The following is a 20,220-nucleotide window of genomic DNA, read 5'->3' as shown; positions in this document are numbered from 1 at the left end:
TCCCATCGGGATGGCGTCGGCCCGCCACCCACGAAAACGATCTTATTTCAGGCGCTTGGGTCGAATGTCGGAGAGTTCGCCAGCCAAACGGCGATCAAGATATTCCGTGCACTCGGCCATCAGCTCGGGCGTATGGTCGGTGAAGAAATGGTTCGCCCCCTCGATCGTCTTCTGCGTGATGAGGATGCCCTTCTGCGTCTTCAGCTTGTCGACGAGACCCTGCACATCCTTGGGCGGCGCGACCTTGTCCTTATCGCCGTGGATGATGAGGCCCGAGGAGGGGCAAGGGGCTAGGAACGAGAAGTCGTAGGAATTGGGCTGCGGCGCGATGGACATGAAGCCCTCGATCTCCGGCCGGCGCATCAGGAGCTGCATCCCGATCCAGGAGCCGAAGGAATACCCCGCCACCCAGCAATTCTTGGAATCGGGGTGGATGGCCTGAATCCAGTCGAGTGCGGCGGCTGCGTCCGACAACTCGCCCGAGCCATGGTCGAACTCGCCCTGGCTGCGGCCGATGCCGCGGAAGTTGAAGCGCAGCGTGGTGAAGCCGCGTTCCACGAACATATAGAAGAGCTGGTAGACGATCTGATTGTTCATCGTCCCGCCGAAGCGGGGATGCGGATGAAGGACGAGCGCAATCGGCGCGTTCTTTTCCTTCGCCGCCTGATAGCGGCCTTCCAAACGTCCGGCAGGACCGTTGAAGATGACTTCGGGCATCTCTCGCAAACCTCAAGGAAGCGGCGCCGGAGAAGGCCGGCACCTTGACGGAGGATAGGCAGCCTCGTAGGTTCTAGGCTTAGAACGATTCAAAACTACACGCTTCCCTCAAGGGGGCTATGTAGTCTGCGGACTGGATCGAATACAACGATTTTCGCGTACCCCTTTCAGTTCCATCCATAACGAAGGTTTGGGATGACGGCTTTCGGGCGACGCATCTATCTGGATTACAACGCGAGTGCACCGCTTCTGCCGGAGGTTCGAGAGGCCCTGGTGGTTGCGCTTGACCTCGTGGGCAATCCGTCCTCCGTTCACTTCGAGGGACGCTCGGCGCGCGCGGCGCTGTCGCGTGCTCGTGGCCAGATCGCCGAGCTTGTCGGTTCATCGCCAGAAAATGTCGTCTTCACGAGCGGCGCCAGCGAAGCCGCAGCTACCTGTCTTACGCCGAACTGGCTGACGGCTGGTGTGGATGTGGTTTTGCCTCGTCTGGCTGTTCTCGACACCGATCATCCGTGCATCCGGGATGGGGGACGCTTTCCGGCGGCTACAGTTATTCGCTTGCCGGTCACAGCGGACGGGATCGTTGATCCTCAAGCCCTTGAAGACTGGGCCTGCCTTGGACCGGGCCTTCTGGCCATAACGCTCGCGAATAGCGAAACGGGTGTGATCCAGCCCTTGGACTCGATCGCCGAAATTTGCCGCCGGTTTGCGATCCGTCTCGTGATCGATGCGGTACAGATGGCCGGGCGGCTGTCCATCGCACATTGCTTGGAACATGCGAATGCGGTGATCCTGTCCGCTCATAAGATCGGCGGCCCGAAGGGAACCGGGGCCTTCGTGTTGCGCAGCGACGGGTTTCGCCCGGCTCCTTTGATTCTTGGAGGCGCCCAGGAAAAGCGCCAGCGTGCAGGAACGGAGGCTCTCCCTCTTATCGTGGGTTTCGGCATGGCAGCCGAATTGGCAACGGTACGGGCGCAACGCCATCAAGAGCTGGCGGTTCTCAAGAACTATCTCCGAGCGCGTTTGGCAACGTTCGATGCGAGCCTTCTCGTCAATCAGGGCGAATTGGCTTTGCCACAGACCTTGGCGCTGCATCACCCCAAGTTGCGGGCCGAGACCGTGCAGATCGCACTGGATCTCGAAGGCATCGCCGTATCGGCCGGCTCGGCCTGTTCATCCGGTAAGATCGGCGCGAGCCACGTTCTGACCGCGCTTCATCGGGCTGGAGTTCGCATCGATCCTGATGCAGGAGCGATTCGGGTCAGCTTCGGGCTCGAAACGTCCGAGCGCGACATCGAGACATTCGCCGCTGCCTACGAGCGGATTTGGCGACGAAGCGTGACTGGCGGCAACCCGAAAGCCGCCTGAAAACAAACGACGAATCTAATCTGGCTGGGCATCTTCAACTTTTTCCAGCGGATCACCATTTCAACGGTCGTGCGCAATCGATATATGCCGACCGAATAACCGACCACCGGACTTTGAATCCGGCGAGTATGGAGAACGAGCATGCCAGCAGTCCAGGAGACCATTGATCAGGTCCGCCGGATCGACGTCGACCAGTACAAGTACGGCTTCGAGACGCAGATCGAAATGGACGTCGCTCCCAAAGGTCTGACGGAAGATACGATCCGTCTGATCTCCGGAAAGAAGGGCGAGCCGGAGTGGATGCTGGAATGGCGGCTCCAAGCCTTCGAGCGCTGGAAGACGATGGAAAGCCCGTCCTGGGCTCGCCTCGATTATCCCGAGATCGACTTTCAGGACATCCATTACTACGCCGCTCCCAAATCCATGTCGGGCCCGGCGTCGTTGGCCGAGGTCGATCCGGAGATCCTGCGGACCTATGAAAAGCTCGGCATCCCGTTGAAGGAACAGGAAATCTTGGCCGGTGTGCGCCGGGCCGACGAGCCGTCCGCGTTCGAAAGCGACGATGACTCTGGGGTGCCCCCGTCGGAGGGCAGCTATGGCGGGCGCGTCGCCGTCGACGCCGTGTTCGACTCCGTTTCGGTCGCTACGACCTTCAAGAAAGAGCTTCAGAAAGCCGGCGTGATCTTCATGCCGATCTCCGAGGCGATCCGCGAGCATCCCGATCTTGTTCGCAAATATCTCGGCACGGTCGTTCCGGTGTCGGACAATTTCTTCGCGACGATGAATTCGGCCGTGTTTACGGACGGCTCCTTCGTCTACATCCCACCGGGTGTGCGCTGCCCGATGGAACTGTCCACCTATTTCCGCATCAACGAGCGTAACACGGGCCAGTTCGAGCGCACGCTGATCATCGCCGACGCCGGCTCCTACGTGTCCTATCTCGAAGGCTGCACGGCGCCGCAGCGCGACGAGAACCAGCTTCATGCGGCAGTTGTCGAACTCGTCGCGCTTGATGACGCGGAGATCAAATACTCGACTGTCCAGAACTGGTATCCAGGCGATAAGGACGGGAAAGGTGGCATCTACAATTTCGTGACCAAGCGTGGCGATTGCCGGGGCACGAACTCGCGCATTTCCTGGACGCAGGTCGAGACGGGATCGGCCATCACCTGGAAGTACCCGTCCTGCATCCTGCGCGGCGACAATTCGCGCGGCGAGTTCTATTCGATCGCGGTGTCGAACGGACGCCAGCAGATCGATTCCGGCACGAAGATGATCCACATCGGCAAGAACACGTCGAGCCGCATCATCTCCAAGGGCATCTCGGCCGGGCATTCCAACAACACCTATCGCGGTCAGGTCACGGCGATGAAGAAGGCGGCGAACGCACGCAACTTCACGCAGTGCGACTCTCTTCTGATTGGTGAAGAGTGCGGCGCGCATACCGTGCCTTACATCGAGGCGAAGAATTCCTCGGCGCAGTTCGAGCATGAAGCGACCACGTCGAAGATTTCGGAGGATCAGCTGTTCTACTGCATGCAGCGCGGTATTCCCGAGGAGGAAGCTGTCGCGCTGATCGTGAACGGCTTCGTAAAGGACGTGATCCAGCAACTGCCCATGGAATTTGCCGTGGAAGCGCAGAAGCTGATCGGCATCTCGCTGGAAGGCAGCGTGGGCTGAGGCTCACGCGCAGGCGCTAACAATTCGAGACGCTGCGCGCTGCGCGGCTCCTTACCACCTATCAGAAGAACGACGATGCTGGAAATCAAGAACCTTCATGCTCGGGTCGCCGAGACCGGAACCGAAATCCTTCGTGGGCTCGACCTCACCGTCGAGTCGGGCGAAGTCGCTGCGATTATGGGACCGAACGGTTCGGGTAAATCGACGCTCTCCTACATCATCGCGGGCCGGGAGGACTACGAAGTTACCGAGGGCGATATCCTCTATAATGGCGAGTCGATCCTGGAGATGGATGCGGCCGAGCGTGCCGCATCCGGCGTGTTCCTTGCCTTCCAGTATCCGCTGGAAATCCCCGGTGTCGCCACCATGACCTTCCTTAAGACGGCGTTGAACTCTCAGCGCAAGGCGCGGGGCGAAAGCGAGTTGACGACGCCGGACTTCCTGCGCCGGGTGAAGGAGTCGGCCGCTGAATTGAAGATCGACATGGATATGCTCAAGCGTCCTTTGAATGTGGGCTTCTCCGGCGGCGAGAAGAAGCGGGCCGAAATCCTCCAGATGGCGCTCCTTCAACCGCATCTCTGCGTCCTCGACGAGACCGATTCCGGCCTCGATATCGACGCGCTGAAAATCGTAGCGGACGGCGTCAATGCGTTGCGCGGCGCAGATCGCTCCTTCCTCGTCATCACCCATTATCAGCGCCTGCTGGACTATATCGTGCCCGACAAGGTGCATGTTCTCTACAAGGGACGCATCATCAAGTCCGGTGACAAGAACCTTGCGCTTCAGCTCGAGAACGAAGGTTACGCGCAGATCATCGGCGAGGCGGCCTGATGTCTCTCAGCAAGACGCAGCCGCGCACGGCGGCTGAACTCACTTTGATCGACCGGGCCGAAACGCGACTGTCCAACGAGACCTCGCGGGAAGCTCTGGAGGTTTTGCGCAAGGAAGGTCTTCCGAGCCGCCGTGTGGAAGCTTGGCACTATACTGATCTGCGCGCTTTGCTCGGCCGCGTGAATGTTCAGGATGGAGAGCAGAAGCCAGCTCAGCCGTCCTACCTCACGCCTCTTCTGCCGCATTCGCTGGTCGTGGAACTCGATCGTCCCGCGGCCGGAAACGACGTGGCATCCGGGTTGAAGGTTTCCGAAGGCAAGCGCATTGCACCTTGGAACAAGACGGTCAACCATCTCGATCGCGGCATCGATACGATCCGTGTTCTGAACGAGGCGATGGAAGCCAAGGGCGTCGACATCGAGGTCGCGTCGGGCCTCGTTCTCGCGACGCCTGTCGAACTGCGCCCTGAGTCGAACTCCACGGGTGGGCAGAGCTATGCCAACGTCGTGGCGGGTGCTGGCTCGTCCGCGACCTTCGTTGAGCGCGCGCCTCCCGCCTCGGCCGGTGCCGTGTCGACGGCGGTCTATACGCTCGATATCGGCGATGGCGCGGACGTTCTCTGGATCATCGCTCAGGAAAAGGGCAGCGACGAGAGCCATTTGGGCCAGCTCAACGTCACGCTTCGGGCCGATGCCAAGCTGCGGCTGTTCGTTCTGAACGCGGGCGGCGCGGTTGTGCGTCAGGAAGTCCATGCGGTGACGGAAGGCGAGGGCGCCGACATCAAGATCCGCGGTGTGAACTTGCTGGATGAAGGCCAGCATATCGACGTGACGACCACCTTGAACCACAATGTCGCGCACACGACCTCGACGGAAATTTTCCGGAACGTGGTGTTGGGCGGTCATGGCGTGTTCCAAGGGATGATCCGTGTCGCCAAAGGCGCGCAGAAGACCGACGCCCGGTTGGCCTGCAACACGCTGCTTCTGTCCGACGATGGCGACTTTTCGGCCAAGCCGGAGTTGGAGATCTTCGCGGACGACGTGCAGTGCGGCCACGGCGCGACGGCGGGCGAGATCAATGCCGATCATCTCTTCTATCTCATGAGCCGAGGTATTCCCCAGGCCCGCGCCCGATCGCTTCTGGTAAAGGCTTTCGTCGGAGAAGTGGTGGAAGAGCTCGAAGACGAGACGATCGTCGAGGCGTTGGAAACGCGGATCGACGCTTGGCTCGATAGCAGGCATTCGTAATCAGACCTTCGCTCCGAGCGTTTCGGAGCGAACTCGTCTCAGGAAGGATCGGCAGCGATGAACGCCCCGTTCAACTCCCAGGACCTCGACCAGCGGCCCTACGACGTCGAAGCGATCAGACGCGACTTTCCTATCCTGTCACGGACCGTCTACGGCAAACCTCTCGTCTATCTCGACAACGGTGCGTCGGCTCAAAAACCGACTGCGATGCTCGAAGCTGTTCATCGCGCCTATAGCGAAGAGTACGCGAACGTGCATCGCGGCCTTCATTTTCTCTCGAACGCCGCAACGGAGGCGTTCGAAGCCTCGCGCGAGACCGTCCGTCATTTCCTGAACGCCTCGTCGGTCGATGAGATCATCTTCACGCGGTCGGCGACCGAAGCCATCAACCTCGTGTCCTACGGGTTCGAGCAGGAAATCGGCGAGGGCGATGAGATCGTCCTGACGATCATGGAGCATCACTCCAATCTCGTTCCGTGGCACTTCCTGCGAGAGCGTCGGGGCGCCAAGCTCGTGTTCGTACCGGTCGGCGACGACGGCTCCATCTCGATGGATGAGTTCGAGAAGGCGATCGGGCCGCGTACGAAGCTCGTCGCCATAACTCATATGTCGAACGTCCTGGGGACGGTGACGCCGGTCAAGGACGTCTGTGCACTGGCACAGGCACATCGTATCCCGGTTCTGGTGGATGGCAGCCAAGGTGCTGTGCATCTGAGCGTCGATGTTCAGGACATCGGCTGCGATTTTTATATCTTCACCGGTCATAAGGTCTACGGACCCACCGGCATCGGTGTTCTGTACGGTCGTGGCGAGCGATTGGATGCGATGCGCCCGTTCAATGGCGGCGGCGAAATGATCATCGAGGTGACGGAGGACAATGTCACCTACAACGCGCCTCCTCATCGCTTCGAAGCCGGCACACCGCCGATCGTTCAAGCGATAGGTCTGGCGGCATCCTTGAACTATATGATGTCGATCGGTCGAGATCGCATCAGCGCGCATGAGCACGACCTTCTCTCCTACGCGACGGATCGGCTCAGCGCGATCAATTCGCTTCGAATTTATGGGAATGCGCCGGGCAAGGGCGGCATCATTTCCTTCGACCTCGAAGGCATTCACTCTCATGATGTGGCCATGCTGATCGACCGCGAGGGCGTGGCCGTTCGAGCGGGAACGCACTGCGCGCAACCGCTTCTCAAGCGGTTTGGTGCGACTTCGACATGCCGGGCTTCCTTCGCGCTCTATAATACGCGCGCCGAAGTCGATAGTCTGGCAGAAGCTCTAGAAAAGGCTCGGCGGTTTTTCGCCTGAGAAATCGGATGATGGAAAACAATCCTCAAACAGCGGCAGACGCTGGCGAGCAGGCGGTCCAGGTTGACCGCGCGGAGGCTAATCGGAGCTTGGCCGATCCTGCCTCAACGTCTTCAATCCCGGCCGACGAGTTGTCGCGTCTGACCGACGATATTATCTCTTCGCTCAAGACCGTCTACGACCCTGAGATCCCGGCCGACATTTACGAGTTGGGCCTGATCTACAAGATTGACATCGATGACGATCGCAATGTCGCGATCGACATGACCTTGACCGCTCCCGGATGCCCGGTTGCGGGGGAAATGCCGGGCTGGGTGGAAAACGCTGTTGGGAGCGTTGAGGGAATTCAGGCGGTGAAGGTCGAGTTGGTTTTCGATCCGCCGTGGACGCCGGAGCGGATGAGCGAAGAGGCGCAGGTGGCGGTCGGTTGGTACTGACGAAAGCCTGAAATGGCGAAGGGCGATACGACCCTTCGCCATCAAATGAGAACGACAAGGAATCTCACATGGCGCGCTTTTCCATCATGACCCTGAGTCCCGCAGCCGCAGAACGGGTTCGCGCGCTGGTGAGTACTTCATCCTCGCCGGCCGAGGGCATTCGTGTCGGGGTGAAGAAGGGCGGCTGTGCCGGTATGGAATACACGATCGCTTTGGCAGATGCCGCCAAGCCGGGCGAAGACGTGGTGGAACAGGACGGAGCGAAAGTCTTCGTGGCCCCCGAGGCCGTGCTCTTTTTGCTGGGCACACGCATGGACTACGAAGAAACAATTCTTCGTTCCGGCTTTGTGTTCAACAACCCCAATCAAACCTCGGCCTGCGGTTGCGGCGAGTCTGTCGAACTGAAGCCCGCTGACGCGGCGCGTCTTCAGTCCGCTTAACTTCTGTCGATTTGAAATAAAAAACGCAGCGCTCCTTACGGGGCGCTGCGTTTCACATTTGATGTAGGACCGCTTGCGCCTTTTCAGGCGCTTGCGCTCGTGCGGATCAACATGAAGGCAGGAATATCGTCCCCGAAGCCGACTGGCGTCGGCTCGTCCGCGTTCGATGCGCGTCCTCCGCCACGACGATCACTGCCCTGAGACGAACCAAATGTGCGACGGCTGCTATCGCGAGGCGTGCGGTCCCTGTCGCGCCGCGACGACAATCTTTCATCAGCGATCACGTCCATATTGGTCTCCGAACTCTCCAGTGAACGTTCGGCCGCCCTCTCGATATCGAAGTCCGGTTGTTCGATCAAAGCTTCCGTCGTCTCAACATCTCGCGTGGATCGGCTGCGGCCGCGACTACGACCGGATTTTGCCCGAGACTCGCCGGCGCCACGTTTGCTGGCGCGACGCTCCGAGCGCTCGCCGTCTTCTTCGCCAGCCGATGGTGCGGGCAGTGACGCGATATCGCCATCCAGCCATTCGATCGATTGCGCCGTCATGGAAAGGATCGCATCGAGATATTTCTGATCCGGCTTCGAAACCAGCGTGAAGGCCTTGCCGGATCGTCCGGCGCGGCCGGTCCGGCCGATTCGATGGACATAGTCTTCAGCATGGATGGGGACGTCGAAGTTGAAGACGTGGCTCACCATGGGAATGTCGAGACCTCGCGCCGCCACGTCCGAGGCGACGAGGAAGGTGATCTTTCCGTCGCGAAACGCCTGCAGCGTCATCATGCGCGATCTTTGATCCATATCGCCATGCAGGGCGCCAACGGAGAAGCCATGCTTCTCCATCGACCGGAACAACAAGGAGACATCGCGTTTCCGGTTGCAGAAGATGATGGCGTTGGTCAGCTCCTCGCCTTGGCTGCGGATGATCTGGCGCAACGCCTCGCGCTTGGCGTAATCTTCCTTTCGGGTCGCAACCAGACGCTGCTCGATCGTGTTCGCCGTCGACGCGGGCTTGGCTACTTCCACGCGAACCGGGTTCTGGAGGAACTGATCGGTCAAGCGCGTGATTTCGGGCGGCATGGTGGCCGAGAAAAACAGCGTTTGCCGGGTGAAGGGGATGAGCTTGCAGATGCGCTCGATGTCCGGGATGAAGCCCATGTCGAGCATACGATCGGCTTCGTCGATGACAAGGATCTCGACGCCGGTCATCAGCAATCGGCCGCGTTCGAAATGGTCGAGAAGGCGACCGGGCGTCGCGATCAGAACATCGACACCCCGTTCGAGTTTCTTGTTTTGATCCTCGAAAGACACGCCGCCGATCAAGAGAGCGACGCTCAAGCGTTGATTGGCGCCGTATTTGACGAAGGACTCTTCGACCTGCGCTGCCAGTTCGCGTGTCGGCTCGACAATCACCGTGCGGGGCATTCGAGCGCGCGCACGACCCTGCTCCAGCAGCGTGAGCATGGGAAGCACGAATGACGCGGTCTTTCCGGTCCCGGTCTGCGCGATTCCCAGCACGTCGCGTCGAGCGAGCGCGTGAGGAATAGCCTCTGCCTGAATAGGAGTTGGCTGCGAGTAGCCTGCCGCCTCGACAGCGGAAAGAACTTTCGCGCTCAAGCCTAGTTCTGAGAAGTGCATGAGGTCGCTATGTCTTTCTCTTGGCGAGGACATAGCCGAGGCCAGATCCCCACGCATCGGTTCCTTGCGCCATAGGCGCGAGCGGCCAAGTTGTCAAGCGAAGGGCCGTTGTTGCTTGTGGACAGCGGACGGATCTACCTCAACCGGCGAACAGAACGGACCTGGCAGCTTGACGACCAATCTTCCACGGTTGCTGGAGCCTGCCGCTCAGTTTGTTCTCAGTTCGAGGCGGGGCCGAAGCGGTAAGGTGTATTGGGCGCGATGAAGAGCTCATACGTATCGGTGACTTCTCCATCGAGTGGCAGAATGTCGAAGAACAGCGTCAGGTTGCTTTCCTGACCTTCAGCCGGCGGATCGGCGCGGTACCCGACTACGGCGCCTTTCACACCCGCGATCTCGGTGATCTCCACGGACGAGGACACTCGCGAGCCCTCGGCGGACTGTTCGATCTGCTGGACGAAGAACCTATTGCCGCCTTCTTCCTTGGCAGGCTGGGTCATCACGGTCCTCCAGACCCCATGTCGTTCACCATCCGTCCAAGGACCGACGAGTTGCACGTCCCCGATCATAGGGTCGAGAGCCGAGATGGCAGCCAGAGCCTTGATATCGGATCCGGCTTGGCTTTCGGTCGGGGCAGGGGCTTTCGCGTCCGGTTGACCGTCGCTCTTAGGCGCCGTCGGAGCGCCAGCGGCGGGAGGGGGCGCTTCGGGCAACGCGGGAGCCTGAGCCCATGCAACGCCACCCAACGAAGCCAGAAGCAAGGCCAAGGCGACTGACGGGAGGAGGCTCTGGGTTCTACGCATCATATCAGCCTTCTCTAGATATCGAGATCGTTTGCAAACGCGGCGCGCTCTTGAATGAATCGAAAGCGAGCCTCTGGCTTGTTGCCCATCAGCGCATCGACGACGCCAGCCGTTCCCGCCTCGGGCGCCGGATCAGCTTCGACGCGCAGGAGCGTTCTGCGCTTGGGGTCCATCGTGGTTTCTTTCAACTGTGACGGCAGCATCTCGCCAAGGCCTTTGAATCGGCTGACTTCCACCTTGCCTTTGCCCTTGAACTCTTTCGAGACGATGCGCTCCCTGTCTCGGTCGTCGCGCGCGTAGATCGTTTTACCGCCCTGGCTGAGCTTGTAGAGCGGCGGGACGGCGAGAAAAAGGTGCCCCTCTTGGATCAGCTCGGGCATCTCCTGGAAGAAGAAGGTGATCAGAAGAGAGGCGATATGAGCACCATCGACGTCAGCGTCGGTCATGATGATAACGCGTTCATAGCGCAGATCCGCTTCGCGATACTTGGTGCGCGTTCCGCACCCCAACGCCTGGATCAGATCCGCCAGCTGCTGATTGGCGCCGAGCTTCTCCCGACCCGCCGACGCGACGTTCAGGATTTTTCCGCGCAGAGGCAGAACCGCCTGCCTTGCCCGGTCGCGCGCTTGCTTGGCGGAGCCACCGGCCGAGTCGCCCTCGACGATGAAGATCTCGGCGTTGGCCGCGCCCGACTGCGAACAGTCCGCCAGCTTGCCCGGCAGCCTGAGCTTGCGTGTCGCGGTCTTGCGACTGACTTCCTTTTCCTGCTTGCGCCGCAAACGTTCGTCGGCCCGTTCCACGACCCAATCGATCAACCGGGCCGCATCTTGTGGCGAGGATGCGAGCCAGATGTCGAATGAGTCTCGCAACGTGCTTTCGACGATGCGCTGAGCCTCGGCCGTGGCCAAGCGATCCTTGGTTTGCCCGACGAATTCCGGCTCGCGGATGAAGACCGAGAGCATGGCCGACGCTGTGATCATGACGTCGTCCGCTGTAATCGCGGCCGCGCGCTTGTTGCCGGACAGTTCGGCGAAGGCCTTCAGGCCGCGCAGCAGAACGTTGCGCAGGCCGGTTTCATGCGTACCGCCTTCAGGCGTCGGGATCGTGTTGCAATAGGATCGGACCGTTCCGTCCCCTGCAGTCCAGCACACCGCCCATTCTACGGCGCCGTGACCGGACGCCCGCTCGGTTCGTCCCGAGAATATCTGGTTGGTGATCCGCTGCTCGCCTTCCAGTGAGGCGTCGAGATAATCCTTGAGGCCGCCGGGGAAGTGAAAGACGGCCTTGGCCGGCGTCTTGCTACTCTCGCCGAGAAGAGAGGCGTCGCAGCTCCAGCGAATTTCGACGCCGCCGAAGAGATAGGCCTTTGAGCGCGCCATCCCGAACAGCCGCGCCGAATCGAAGCGCGCGCTCTCGCCGAAGATGGCAGGGTCTGGATGGAATCGAACCTTCGTTCCACGCCGATTCTGAACGTCGCCGATCTCCTGAAGGTCGGTCACGGCATGACCGCGAGAGTAGCTCTGGCGATAGAGCTTTCGATTGCGTGCGATCTCGACATCCAACACGTCGGACAAGGCGTTTACGACCGAGACGCCAACGCCATGAAGCCCGCCGGATGTTTCATACACTTTCGAGTCGAACTTCCCGCCCGCGTGAAGCGTCGTCATGATCACTTCCAGCGCCGATTTGTCCCGATACTTGGGATGGGGATCGACCGGGATGCCGCGGCCATTGTCGGCGACCGTAAGAAAGCCATCCGCGTCGAGCGAGACGTCGATCACGCTCGCATGGCCTGCGACCGCTTCGTCCATGGAATTGTCGATCACCTCGGCGAAGAGATGATGCAGCGCCTTTTCGTCGGTGCCACCGATATACATGCCTGGCCGCCGACGGACAGGCTCCAGCCCCTCCAGAACCTCGATGTCTGCGGCTGTATAGTCCTGCGTAGGCTGCGGATGCGATACGGGCGCAACAGGCTCGGGCTTCGCGCTCCGCGACGAGACACGCCCCGCAGTGCTTGCCTTTGCGGCCGATCCGGCGAACAAATCCTCGCTCATGGGTGATCGGCCCCTCTCTGTGTCAGGGTTGAAGTCTCTGGCGGTAGCATCAAAGGGAAGTATCGATTTGTGCGATGTTCTTCAAGTGTTCTCACGCCTGGGTTCACAAGCGCCGACAGAGGGCTTTATGGACAAAAGTGCGTCGGTTGTCGAACGCTGACAGGAGACATGACGTGAAGGACCTTTGGCATACGCTTCGGAAGGGCTTGCATTTATCGGCCATTCTCGCAGCAATCGCTTGTCCCTTGGGGGCAACCAAGGCCTCGGCCGCGCCGCTGATCGATATCTCATCGTTCAAGGACCCACTCTTCGACTACCCACAGCCTAGCGGCGCCTCCAGGGACGGCACCGTGTTGGACGTTCCGTATTCGGAGGCGCGCGATATCGACCAAAGGGACGAGATCCCGGAGCGCCGTGTTCGATCGCCTTATGTCGAACTCCTGCCGAAAAATCTCTTCGCGGACGAGACCTTGCCAACGCCCGCAGGCCCGCTGCGCTGGATGCGCGTCGGCCAGATCAGCCGGGCCGAAGCGGTGGTTGTCTTCGTTCATGGCCGCAATGGTGATCGACGTCTTGGAATGAATGACTGGACATTCGGTGGAAATTTTAACCGACTGAAAAACTTGATGGTTCGCGCGGGCGGCGCTTACGTCACGTTCGATGGCGGTGGGCTGGGTGAAGCCGACGCCGCGCGCGTTGCAGCTCTGATCCGACATATCCGCTTGACCGCGCCCGAGACGAAGATCGTTCTGGCTTGCGGTTCGATGGGAGGAGAATTGTGCTGGAACCTGATGGCGGACAAGACGCTCGCGCCTATGGTCGCGGGGCTGGTCTATCTCGGGTCGAACGGCGACGAAGCGCGGTTCGAGCGGATGAGAAAGGCCTCTGGCGAACCGATCCCGCTTCTGCTCGCGCACGGAACGAGAGACAAAGTCTATTCTTGGATGCGTCAGAAGGTTTGGTTCGATCAGGTTCGTAAGCGCTATCCATCGTATCCCATCCGCATGGTGCTTTTCGATGATGGAAATCACGGAACGCCGATCCGCATGATCGATTGGCGCGACACGTTGAACTGGATTCTGAAGCGCTGACACCCTGCGCGCTGGCTGAGATAGGCGCGGCGAACGAGCGAGTTGTGATGGATATCTCGAATTCTCAGACCGTCTCGTTTCGCACAGCCCAAACGAAAAAGGGCTCCGAAAGGAGCCCTTTTCCTGTCTGATCGCGAAGGATCAGATCGAGTAGTACATGTCGAACTCAACCGGGTGCGGCGTCATTTCGAAACGCAGCACTTCGGTCATCTTCAGCTCGATGAAGGCATCGATCTGATCGTCATCGAACACGCCGCCGGCCTTCAGGAAGTCGCGATCGGCGTCGAGCGACTCGAGAGCTTCGCGCAGCGAACGGCACACCGTCGGGATCTGCTTCAGCTCTTCGGGCGGCAGGTCGTAAAGATCCTTGTCCATGGCGGCGCCCGGATGGATCTTGTTCTTGATGCCGTCGAGGCCGGCCATCAGCATCGCCGCGAAGGCGAGGTACGGATTGGCCGTCGGATCGGGGAAGCGAACTTCCACGCGCTTGGCCTTCGGCGACTGGCCGATCGGAATACGACAGGAGGCCGAACGGTTGCGCGCGGAGTAGGCGAGCAGAACCGGCGCTTCGTAACCCGGAACCAGACGCTTGAACGAGTTGGTCGACGGGTTGGTGAAGGCGTTGATCGCCTTGGCGTGCTTGATGATGCCGCCGATGTAGTACAGCGCGTTCTCGGAAAGACCCGCATACTCGTTGCCGGCGAAGGTCGGCTTGCCGCCCTTCCAGATCGACTGGTGCACGTGCATGCCCGAGCCGTTGTCGCCGAAGATCGGCTTCGGCATGAAGGTCGCAGTCTTACCATAGGCGTTCGCGACCTGGTGGGTCACGTACTTGTAGATCTGCATGTTGTCGGCGTTCTTCACGAGCGTGTCGAACTTGACGCCGAGCTCATGCTGAGCGGCCGCCACTTCGTGGTGGTGCTTCTCGACCTTCACGCCCATCTCGGCCATGACGGTCAGCATTTCGGAGCGCATGTCCTGGCAGCTGTCGATCGGCGGAACCGGGAAGTAGCCGCCCTTCACGCGCGGACGGTGGCCCAGATTGCCCGTCTCATATTCGCTGTCGTCGTTGGAGGGCAGTTCCGTCGAGTCGAGCTTGAAACCCGTGTTGTACGGATCGGCCTTGTAGCGAACGTCGTCGAAGATGAAGAACTCGGCTTCCGGCCCGAAATAGGCGGTGTCGCCGATGCCCGACTGCGCCAAATAGGCTTCTGCCTTCTTCGCGATCGAGCGCGGGTCGCGGTTATAGCTCTCGCCCGAAACCGGATCGAGAATGTCGCAGATGATGACCATCGTGGACTGCGCGAAGAACGGGTCCATATGCGCGGTCTCGGGGTCCGGCATCAGGATCATGTCGGACTCGTTGATGGCCTTCCAGCCGCCGATCGAGGAGCCGTCGAACATCGTGCCTTCGGAAAAGATATCCTCGTCGATCATCGTCACGTCCATCGTGACGTGCTGCAGCTTGCCGCGCGGGTCTGTGAAGCGCAGGTCGACGAACTTGACGTCGTTGTCCTTGATCTGCTTCAGAATGTCGTTGGCCGAAGTCATACCGGTCCTTCCTCAATGAACGACTGAACTCTGTGGTCGGAAAGCCGTGCGGCTTTCAGATGGCGTCCGTTCCAACTTCGCCGGTGCGGATGCGAACCGCTTCCTCGATGTTGGACACGAAAATCTTGCCGTCGCCGATGCGGCCGGTCTGGGCGGCCTTGCGGATCGCCTCCACGGCGGCCGCAACGGCGTCGTCCGCCAGGACGATCTCGATCTTCACCTTGGGGAGAAAATCCACGACATACTCGGCCCCACGATAGAGCTCCGTATGCCCCTTCTGGCGTCCGAAGCCCTTGGCCTCGATCACCGTGATACCTTGGAGGCCGACGTCCTGAAGGGCTTCCTTCACCTCATCCAGCTTGAACGGCTTGATGATCGCTTCGACCTTTTTCAACGTCTCACCCCTCCCGTAAGGCGCGTCCCTCATCGAGCGATGAGAGCGAACGCATCGGTTGAACTGGCAGTGTTACGCCACCCGACTCCACTGGACGGGAGCAACTCCTGCCTTATGCGTTCTCTAGCGAATAGGCCGAACCGACGCCACAGCAAAACAGGCTGAAACTGTGGTCCTTCTAGGCAAGGGACTGTGAAATTTTTGTGCAGGATGCATAAATTATGATCAGACAATATGGCGATCCCGACCAGTGCCGCCTTTGGACGCCCGGAGAAATGCAACGAGCGGACCAGAATGCTCTTCGAGAGGGCATCTCATTGAGGTCTCTTATCGACGAAGCTGGTCGTGCCGTCGCAGCGGAAATCTCGTCCCGCTTCCCCGATGCGAAGCGAGTGGCTGTTCTAGTTGGGCCCGGCAACAATGGGCGTGATGCACTGGTCGCGGCTAGGTATCTGCGCGAGGAGAAGCGGTCGGCGGACCTGTTCGGCACGGCCAACGGTCATGACGAGATCGCGCCGCTGCAGGCCTTCCATGGAGGCAGTTATGACCTCGTGTTGGATGGCCTATGGGGCGCCGGCCTGTCTCGTGACGTGGAGGGGGATGCGGAGGATGCTCTTCGCAAGGCCGAAGATTCCGGTCGCCCTATCGTTTCGATCGATATCCCGAGCGGTGTTGATGGTAGAAACGGACAGATACGAGGCTATGCTCCGAAGGTCGATTTGACGGTCACGTTCGTGCGTCGAAAACCGGGCCATTGTTTATTACCGGGCAGGGGTCACTGTGGAACGATCGTCGTCGCGCCGATCGGGCTCTCTGAAACTGCGATGAAAGAGGCGGCAGAACCTTTCGAGCCTATCTTCGGGAACGAGCCATCTTTATGGCTCCACCATGCGGCGACGCCTCTAACGGCTCATCACAAATACGACCGGGGTCACGCCGTGGTCTTTTCGGGTGGGATGAGTCAGACGGGGGCGGCGCGTTTGGCGGCGCTGTCCGCCCTGCGAGGTGGTGCCGGCTTGGTCACGGTCTTTTCGCCCGCCTCGGCTCTTCTCGTGAATGCGCAGCATCTTACCGGAATCATGCTGAAACGATGCGAAGACGGCGATCTCGATGTGTTGCTAGAGGATAAGCGTCTGAATGCGTTTGTGCTCGGGCCGGGCTTCGGCATAGGCGATCGGGCAAAAGCGATGGCACTGACGGTCCTGAAAGCAGGACGCCGTCTGGTTCTGGATGCCGATGGACTGACGTCCTTTCGCGATCATGCATCGCAGCTATTCGAGGCGGCACGGCAATGTTCGCACAGCGAGCCCCGACTCGTGCTGACGCCGCATGATGGCGAGTTCGCGCGCTTATTTCCCGACCTTGCCGCCGACCTTCGCTTGTCGAAGGTCGATCGCGCCCGTCACGCGAGCAGGCGCTCCAACGCCATCGTCGTCCTCAAGGGAGCTGACACGGTGATCGCTGCGCCGGATGGGCGAGCTGCTATCAACGCGACCGGTACGCCCTGGCTCGCGACGGCCGGAACCGGCGATGTGCTCGCCGGCATCGTGGCAGCGCAACTGGCGCAGAAGCGGCCGAGCTTCGAAGCGGCGTGTCTAGCCGTGTGGATGCATGGAAAGGCCGCCGAGCATTTCGGACCGGGGCTGATTTCGGAAGACCTGCCCCATTGCCTGCCGGCCGTCCACCGCGAACTCGTATCGCTCGCGATGGACAACGCTCACTGATCTACTCCGCCGCTTCGGCCTTGATCGTCGGCTTTCGATCCAGAAGCTCCTTGAGAAAGCGGCCTGTCCACGAGCGATCGACTTTCACGATGTCTTCCGGCGTGCCGGTGGCGACGATCTCGCCGCCACCGCTGCCGCCTTCCGGGCCGATGTCGATCACCCAATCGGCGGTTTTGATGACCTCGAGATTATGTTCGATAATCACGACCGTGTTTCCCTGATCCACCAGTTCGTGGAGAACCTCCAGCAGCTTGGCGACATCGTGGAAATGCAGGCCGGTGGTCGGCTCGTCCAAGATATAAAGCGTGCGCCCGGTGGCCTTGCGTGAGAGTTCCTTGGCAAGCTTGACGCGCTGCGCCTCGCCGCCGGACAAGGTCGTCGCCTGCTGCCCGACCTTGATATAGGAAAGGCCAACTTCCTTCAGCGTAGCCAGCTTGTCGCGAACCGCCGGTACGGCTGAAAAGAACTCGACGCCTTCCTCCACCGTCATGTCGAGAACGTCGGCGATCGACTTTCCCTTGAATGTCACGTCCAAGGTTTCGCGATTGTAGCGTTTGCCGTGGCAAACGTCGCAGGTCACATAGACATCGGGCAGGAAGTGCATCTCGATCTTGATGACGCCATCGCCCTGGCATGCCTCACAGCGCCCACCCTTGACGTTGAAGGAAAAGCGTCCGGGCTGGTAACCCCGCGCCTTCGCTTCCGGTAAGCCGGCAAACCAATCGCGGATCGGTGTAAAGGCCCCGGTATAGGTCGCCGGATTGGAACGCGGCGTGCGACCGATCGGTGATTGGTCGATGTCGATGACCTTATCGAGAAGCTCCAGCCCGTCGATTCGATCATGGTCGGCGGGAACCTCCCGAGCGCCGGCAATCCGCCGTGCCGCCGCTTTGAAGAGCGTTTCGATCAGGAATGTCGACTTTCCGCCGCCCGACACGCCGGTGACACAGGTCATCACGCCCATCGGGACTTCTGCGGTGACGTTCTTGAGATTGTTGCCGCGCGCCCCCACCACTTTCAGCGCTTTCCCCTTCTGGGGTTTGCGACGCTTCGCAGGAACGGGGACACCGCGCTCGCCCGAAAGATATTGGCCTGTCAGAGAGGCCGGGTTGGCCATGACCTCTCCGGGGGTGCCCGAGGCGATGACCTGTCCGCCATGCACGCCGGCCGCCGGACCGATATCCACGACATAGTCGGCCAGCCGGATCGCGTCCTCGTCATGCTCGACGACGATCACTGTGTTGCCGATGTCGCGAAGATGCTTGAGCGTGCCGAGTAGCCGCTCGTTGTCTCGCTGATGAAGGCCGATGGACGGCTCGTCCAAGACATAGAGCACGCCCGTCAGCCCGGAGCCAATCTGCGACGCCAAGCGGATGCGCTGCGATTCGCCCCCCGAGAGCGTGCCGGACGAGCGAGACAGGGTGAGATATTCGAGCCCGACATCGTTGAGAAAGCGCAGGCGCTCGCGAATCTCCTTGAGAATGCGGACCGCGATTTCGTTCTGCTTCTGCGTCAGATGTTGCGGTAGTTCTTCGAACCAGTCGCGCGCCAGCCGAATGGAAAGGTCCGTGACCTCGGCAATGTGCTGACCATGAATCTTGACCGCGAGAGCCTCGGGCTTCAGGCGCGCGCCGCCGCAAGCCGGGCAGGGCGTTGCGGACATGAAGCGTTCGATCTCTTCCCGCGACCAGGCGGAGTCTGTTTCCTTCCAGCGCCGTTCGAGATTGGGGATGATTCCTTCGAAGGTCTTGGTCGTGGAATAGGAGCGCAACCCGTCATTATAAAGAAACTCGATCTTGCGCGTGCCGGTGCCGTACAAAATGGCTTTGCGCGCCTCGGGCGACAGTGCGGACCAGCGGTCCGTCTGCTTGAAGCCGTACTCGCTGCCGAGCGCCTCCAATGTCTGGCCATAATAGGGTGACGTGGATTTCGCCCAAGGCGAGATGGCACCGTTCTTCAGGGTGCGCGTCTCGTCGGGAACGATCAGCTTGGGATCAATCTGCTGTTGTGCGCCCAAGCCGTCGCAGCGTGGGCACGCGCCGAACGGATTATTGAAAGAAAAGAGGCGAGGCTCGATTTCAGGAATGGTGAAGCCGGAGACGGGGCAGGCGAACTTCTCGGAAAACAGGAGCTGACGCGGCTTGCCGTTCTCGTCGACGCCATCGGCAAACTCCGCGACAGCCAAGCCTTCGGCCAAAGACAGCGCGGTTTCTAGCGAATCCGCAAGGCGCGCCTTGATGTCGCCTCGCACGACGATGCGATCCACGACCACATCGATATCGTGCTTGAACTTCTTATCGAGCGAAGGCGCGTCGGCGATATCGTGAAACTCGCTGTCAATGCGGACGCGCTGAAATCCCTTCTTCTGAAGTTCCGCCAGCTCTTTCTTGAACTCGCCTTTCCGCCCTCGAACCATCGGCGCCAGAAGATAAAGGCGGGTGCCTTCCTCCAAAACCATAATGCGATCGACCATCTGGCTGACGGTTTGGCTTTCGATGGGGAGGCCGGTCGCGGGCGAATAAGGAACGCCGATGCGCGCGAACAAGAGGCGCAGATAGTCGTAGATTTCCGTGACCGTGCCGACGGTCGAGCGCGGGTTCTTCGACGTGGTCTTTTGCTCGATGGAAATGGCCGGAGACAGCCCGTCGATCTGATCGACATCGGGCTTCTGCATCATTTCGAGGAACTGGCGCGCATAAGCCGACAGGCTTTCGACATAGCGCCGCTGACCTTCGGCATAGATCGTATCGAAGGCGAGCGACGATTTTCCCGAACCGGACAGGCCGGTCATGACGATGAGCTTGTCACGGGGAATGTCGAGATCGACATTCTTGAGATTGTGCTCGCGCGCACCGCGAATGGAAATAACGTTCTTCATGAGGGTCGCCGCACTCTCTCGAATTTCAAGAGCCTGAATGAAAAACCGGCCGGT

The 20,220-nt window shown here is 60.2% G+C and carries 16 protein-coding genes; 9 read left to right on the top strand and 7 right to left on the bottom strand.

What is annotated here, in order from left to right; genetic code table 11:
- Positions 1 to 42 precede the first annotated feature (42 nt).
- Positions 43 to 717 carry an alpha/beta hydrolase gene (locus AUL28_RS13320; protein WP_058598315.1) on the bottom strand — a complete coding sequence of 225 codons (675 nt, stop codon included), beginning with the start codon at positions 715 to 717 and terminating at the stop codon, positions 43 to 45.
- A 195-nt stretch (positions 718 to 912) separates the two neighbouring features.
- On the opposite strand from AUL28_RS13320, the gene AUL28_RS13315 reads away from it, so the two are divergent.
- The 7 genes from AUL28_RS13315 to sufA all read left to right on the top strand — a co-directional run bounded on the left by AUL28_RS13315 (position 913) and on the right by sufA (position 8,031).
- Positions 913 to 2,085, top strand: coding sequence for a cysteine desulfurase family protein (locus tag AUL28_RS13315; protein ID WP_062233386.1), 1,173 nt, complete (start codon positions 913 to 915; stop codon positions 2,083 to 2,085).
- Positions 2,086 to 2,226: 141 nt separating this feature from the next.
- Positions 2,227 to 3,765, top strand: a complete 1,539-nt coding sequence (sufB, locus tag AUL28_RS13310) for a Fe-S cluster assembly protein SufB (RefSeq protein WP_058635952.1) — start codon at positions 2,227 to 2,229, stop codon at positions 3,763 to 3,765.
- A gap of 75 nt (positions 3,766 to 3,840) precedes the next feature.
- Positions 3,841 to 4,596, top strand: a complete 756-nt coding sequence (gene sufC / locus AUL28_RS13305; RefSeq protein ID WP_062233383.1) for a Fe-S cluster assembly ATPase SufC — start codon at positions 3,841 to 3,843, stop codon at positions 4,594 to 4,596.
- The gene (sufD, locus tag AUL28_RS13300) at positions 4,596 to 5,843 is read left to right on the top strand and encodes a Fe-S cluster assembly protein SufD (protein WP_062233381.1); all 1,248 of its coding nucleotides are present in this window, start codon (positions 4,596 to 4,598) and stop codon (positions 5,841 to 5,843) included. Before sufC ends, sufD begins: the two co-directional genes overlap by 1 nt.
- A 57-nt stretch (positions 5,844 to 5,900) precedes the next feature.
- Complete coding sequence (locus AUL28_RS13295; RefSeq protein ID WP_062233379.1) at positions 5,901 to 7,154, top strand: cysteine desulfurase; 1,254 nt, start codon at positions 5,901 to 5,903, stop codon at positions 7,152 to 7,154.
- 11 nt (positions 7,155 to 7,165) lie between these two features.
- A complete protein-coding gene (locus AUL28_RS13290; RefSeq protein WP_082640453.1) occupies positions 7,166 to 7,591 on the top strand; it encodes an SUF system Fe-S cluster assembly protein in 426 nt (141 codons plus the stop codon).
- Positions 7,592 to 7,659: 68 nt separating this feature from the next.
- Positions 7,660 to 8,031 carry a Fe-S cluster assembly scaffold SufA gene (gene sufA / locus AUL28_RS13285; protein ID WP_062233378.1) on the top strand — a complete coding sequence of 124 codons (372 nt, stop codon included), beginning with the start codon at positions 7,660 to 7,662 and terminating at the stop codon, positions 8,029 to 8,031.
- 83 nt (positions 8,032 to 8,114) lie between these two features.
- Here sufA and AUL28_RS13280 read toward each other — a convergent pair whose 3' ends face one another.
- From AUL28_RS13280 to parE, 3 genes are all read right to left on the bottom strand, one after another.
- Complete coding sequence (locus AUL28_RS13280) at positions 8,115 to 9,701, bottom strand: DEAD/DEAH box helicase (protein WP_156420004.1); 1,587 nt, start codon at positions 9,699 to 9,701, stop codon at positions 8,115 to 8,117.
- Between the two features lie 185 nt (positions 9,702 to 9,886).
- Entirely contained in the window at positions 9,887 to 10,168 is a 282-nt protein-coding gene (locus AUL28_RS13275; RefSeq protein WP_062233376.1) for a hypothetical protein, read from the bottom strand.
- A 317-nt stretch (positions 10,169 to 10,485) separates the two neighbouring features.
- A complete protein-coding gene (parE, locus tag AUL28_RS13270) occupies positions 10,486 to 12,528 on the bottom strand; it encodes a DNA topoisomerase IV subunit B (RefSeq protein ID WP_062233375.1) in 2,043 nt (680 codons plus the stop codon).
- 500 nt (positions 12,529 to 13,028) lie between these two features.
- On the opposite strand from parE, the gene AUL28_RS13265 reads away from it, so the two are divergent.
- Positions 13,029 to 13,619 (top strand): alpha/beta hydrolase, encoded by a 591-nt coding sequence (locus AUL28_RS13265; RefSeq protein ID WP_156419999.1) that lies wholly within the window; start codon positions 13,029 to 13,031, stop codon positions 13,617 to 13,619.
- Between the two features lie 141 nt (positions 13,620 to 13,760).
- Here AUL28_RS13265 and glnA read toward each other — a convergent pair whose 3' ends face one another.
- Both glnA and AUL28_RS13255 read right to left on the bottom strand, forming a co-directional pair.
- Positions 13,761 to 15,170 (bottom strand): type I glutamate--ammonia ligase, encoded by a 1,410-nt coding sequence (gene glnA / locus AUL28_RS13260; RefSeq protein WP_058598326.1) that lies wholly within the window; start codon positions 15,168 to 15,170, stop codon positions 13,761 to 13,763.
- Positions 15,171 to 15,225: 55 nt separating this feature from the next.
- A complete protein-coding gene (locus tag AUL28_RS13255) occupies positions 15,226 to 15,564 on the bottom strand; it encodes a P-II family nitrogen regulator (protein ID WP_058598327.1) in 339 nt (112 codons plus the stop codon).
- A gap of 221 nt (positions 15,565 to 15,785) precedes the next feature.
- Here AUL28_RS13255 and AUL28_RS13250 point away from each other — a divergent pair, with 221 nt between their 5' ends.
- Positions 15,786 to 17,288 carry an NAD(P)H-hydrate dehydratase gene (locus AUL28_RS13250; RefSeq protein WP_082640452.1) on the top strand — a complete coding sequence of 501 codons (1,503 nt, stop codon included), beginning with the start codon at positions 15,786 to 15,788 and terminating at the stop codon, positions 17,286 to 17,288.
- 1 nt (position 17,289) lies between these two features.
- Here AUL28_RS13250 and uvrA read toward each other — a convergent pair whose 3' ends face one another.
- A complete protein-coding gene (gene uvrA, locus AUL28_RS13245; RefSeq protein WP_062233512.1) occupies positions 17,290 to 20,166 on the bottom strand; it encodes an excinuclease ABC subunit UvrA in 2,877 nt (958 codons plus the stop codon).
- Positions 20,167 to 20,220: the final 54 nt, after the last annotated feature.

Origin of the sequence: Aureimonas sp. N4 (assembly GCF_001463925.1) — a bacterium.
In the GTDB taxonomy this organism is placed as follows: domain Bacteria; phylum Pseudomonadota; class Alphaproteobacteria; order Rhizobiales; family Rhizobiaceae; genus Aureimonas; species Aureimonas ureilytica_A.
This window is presented reverse-complemented; position numbering and strand designations above follow the sequence as displayed.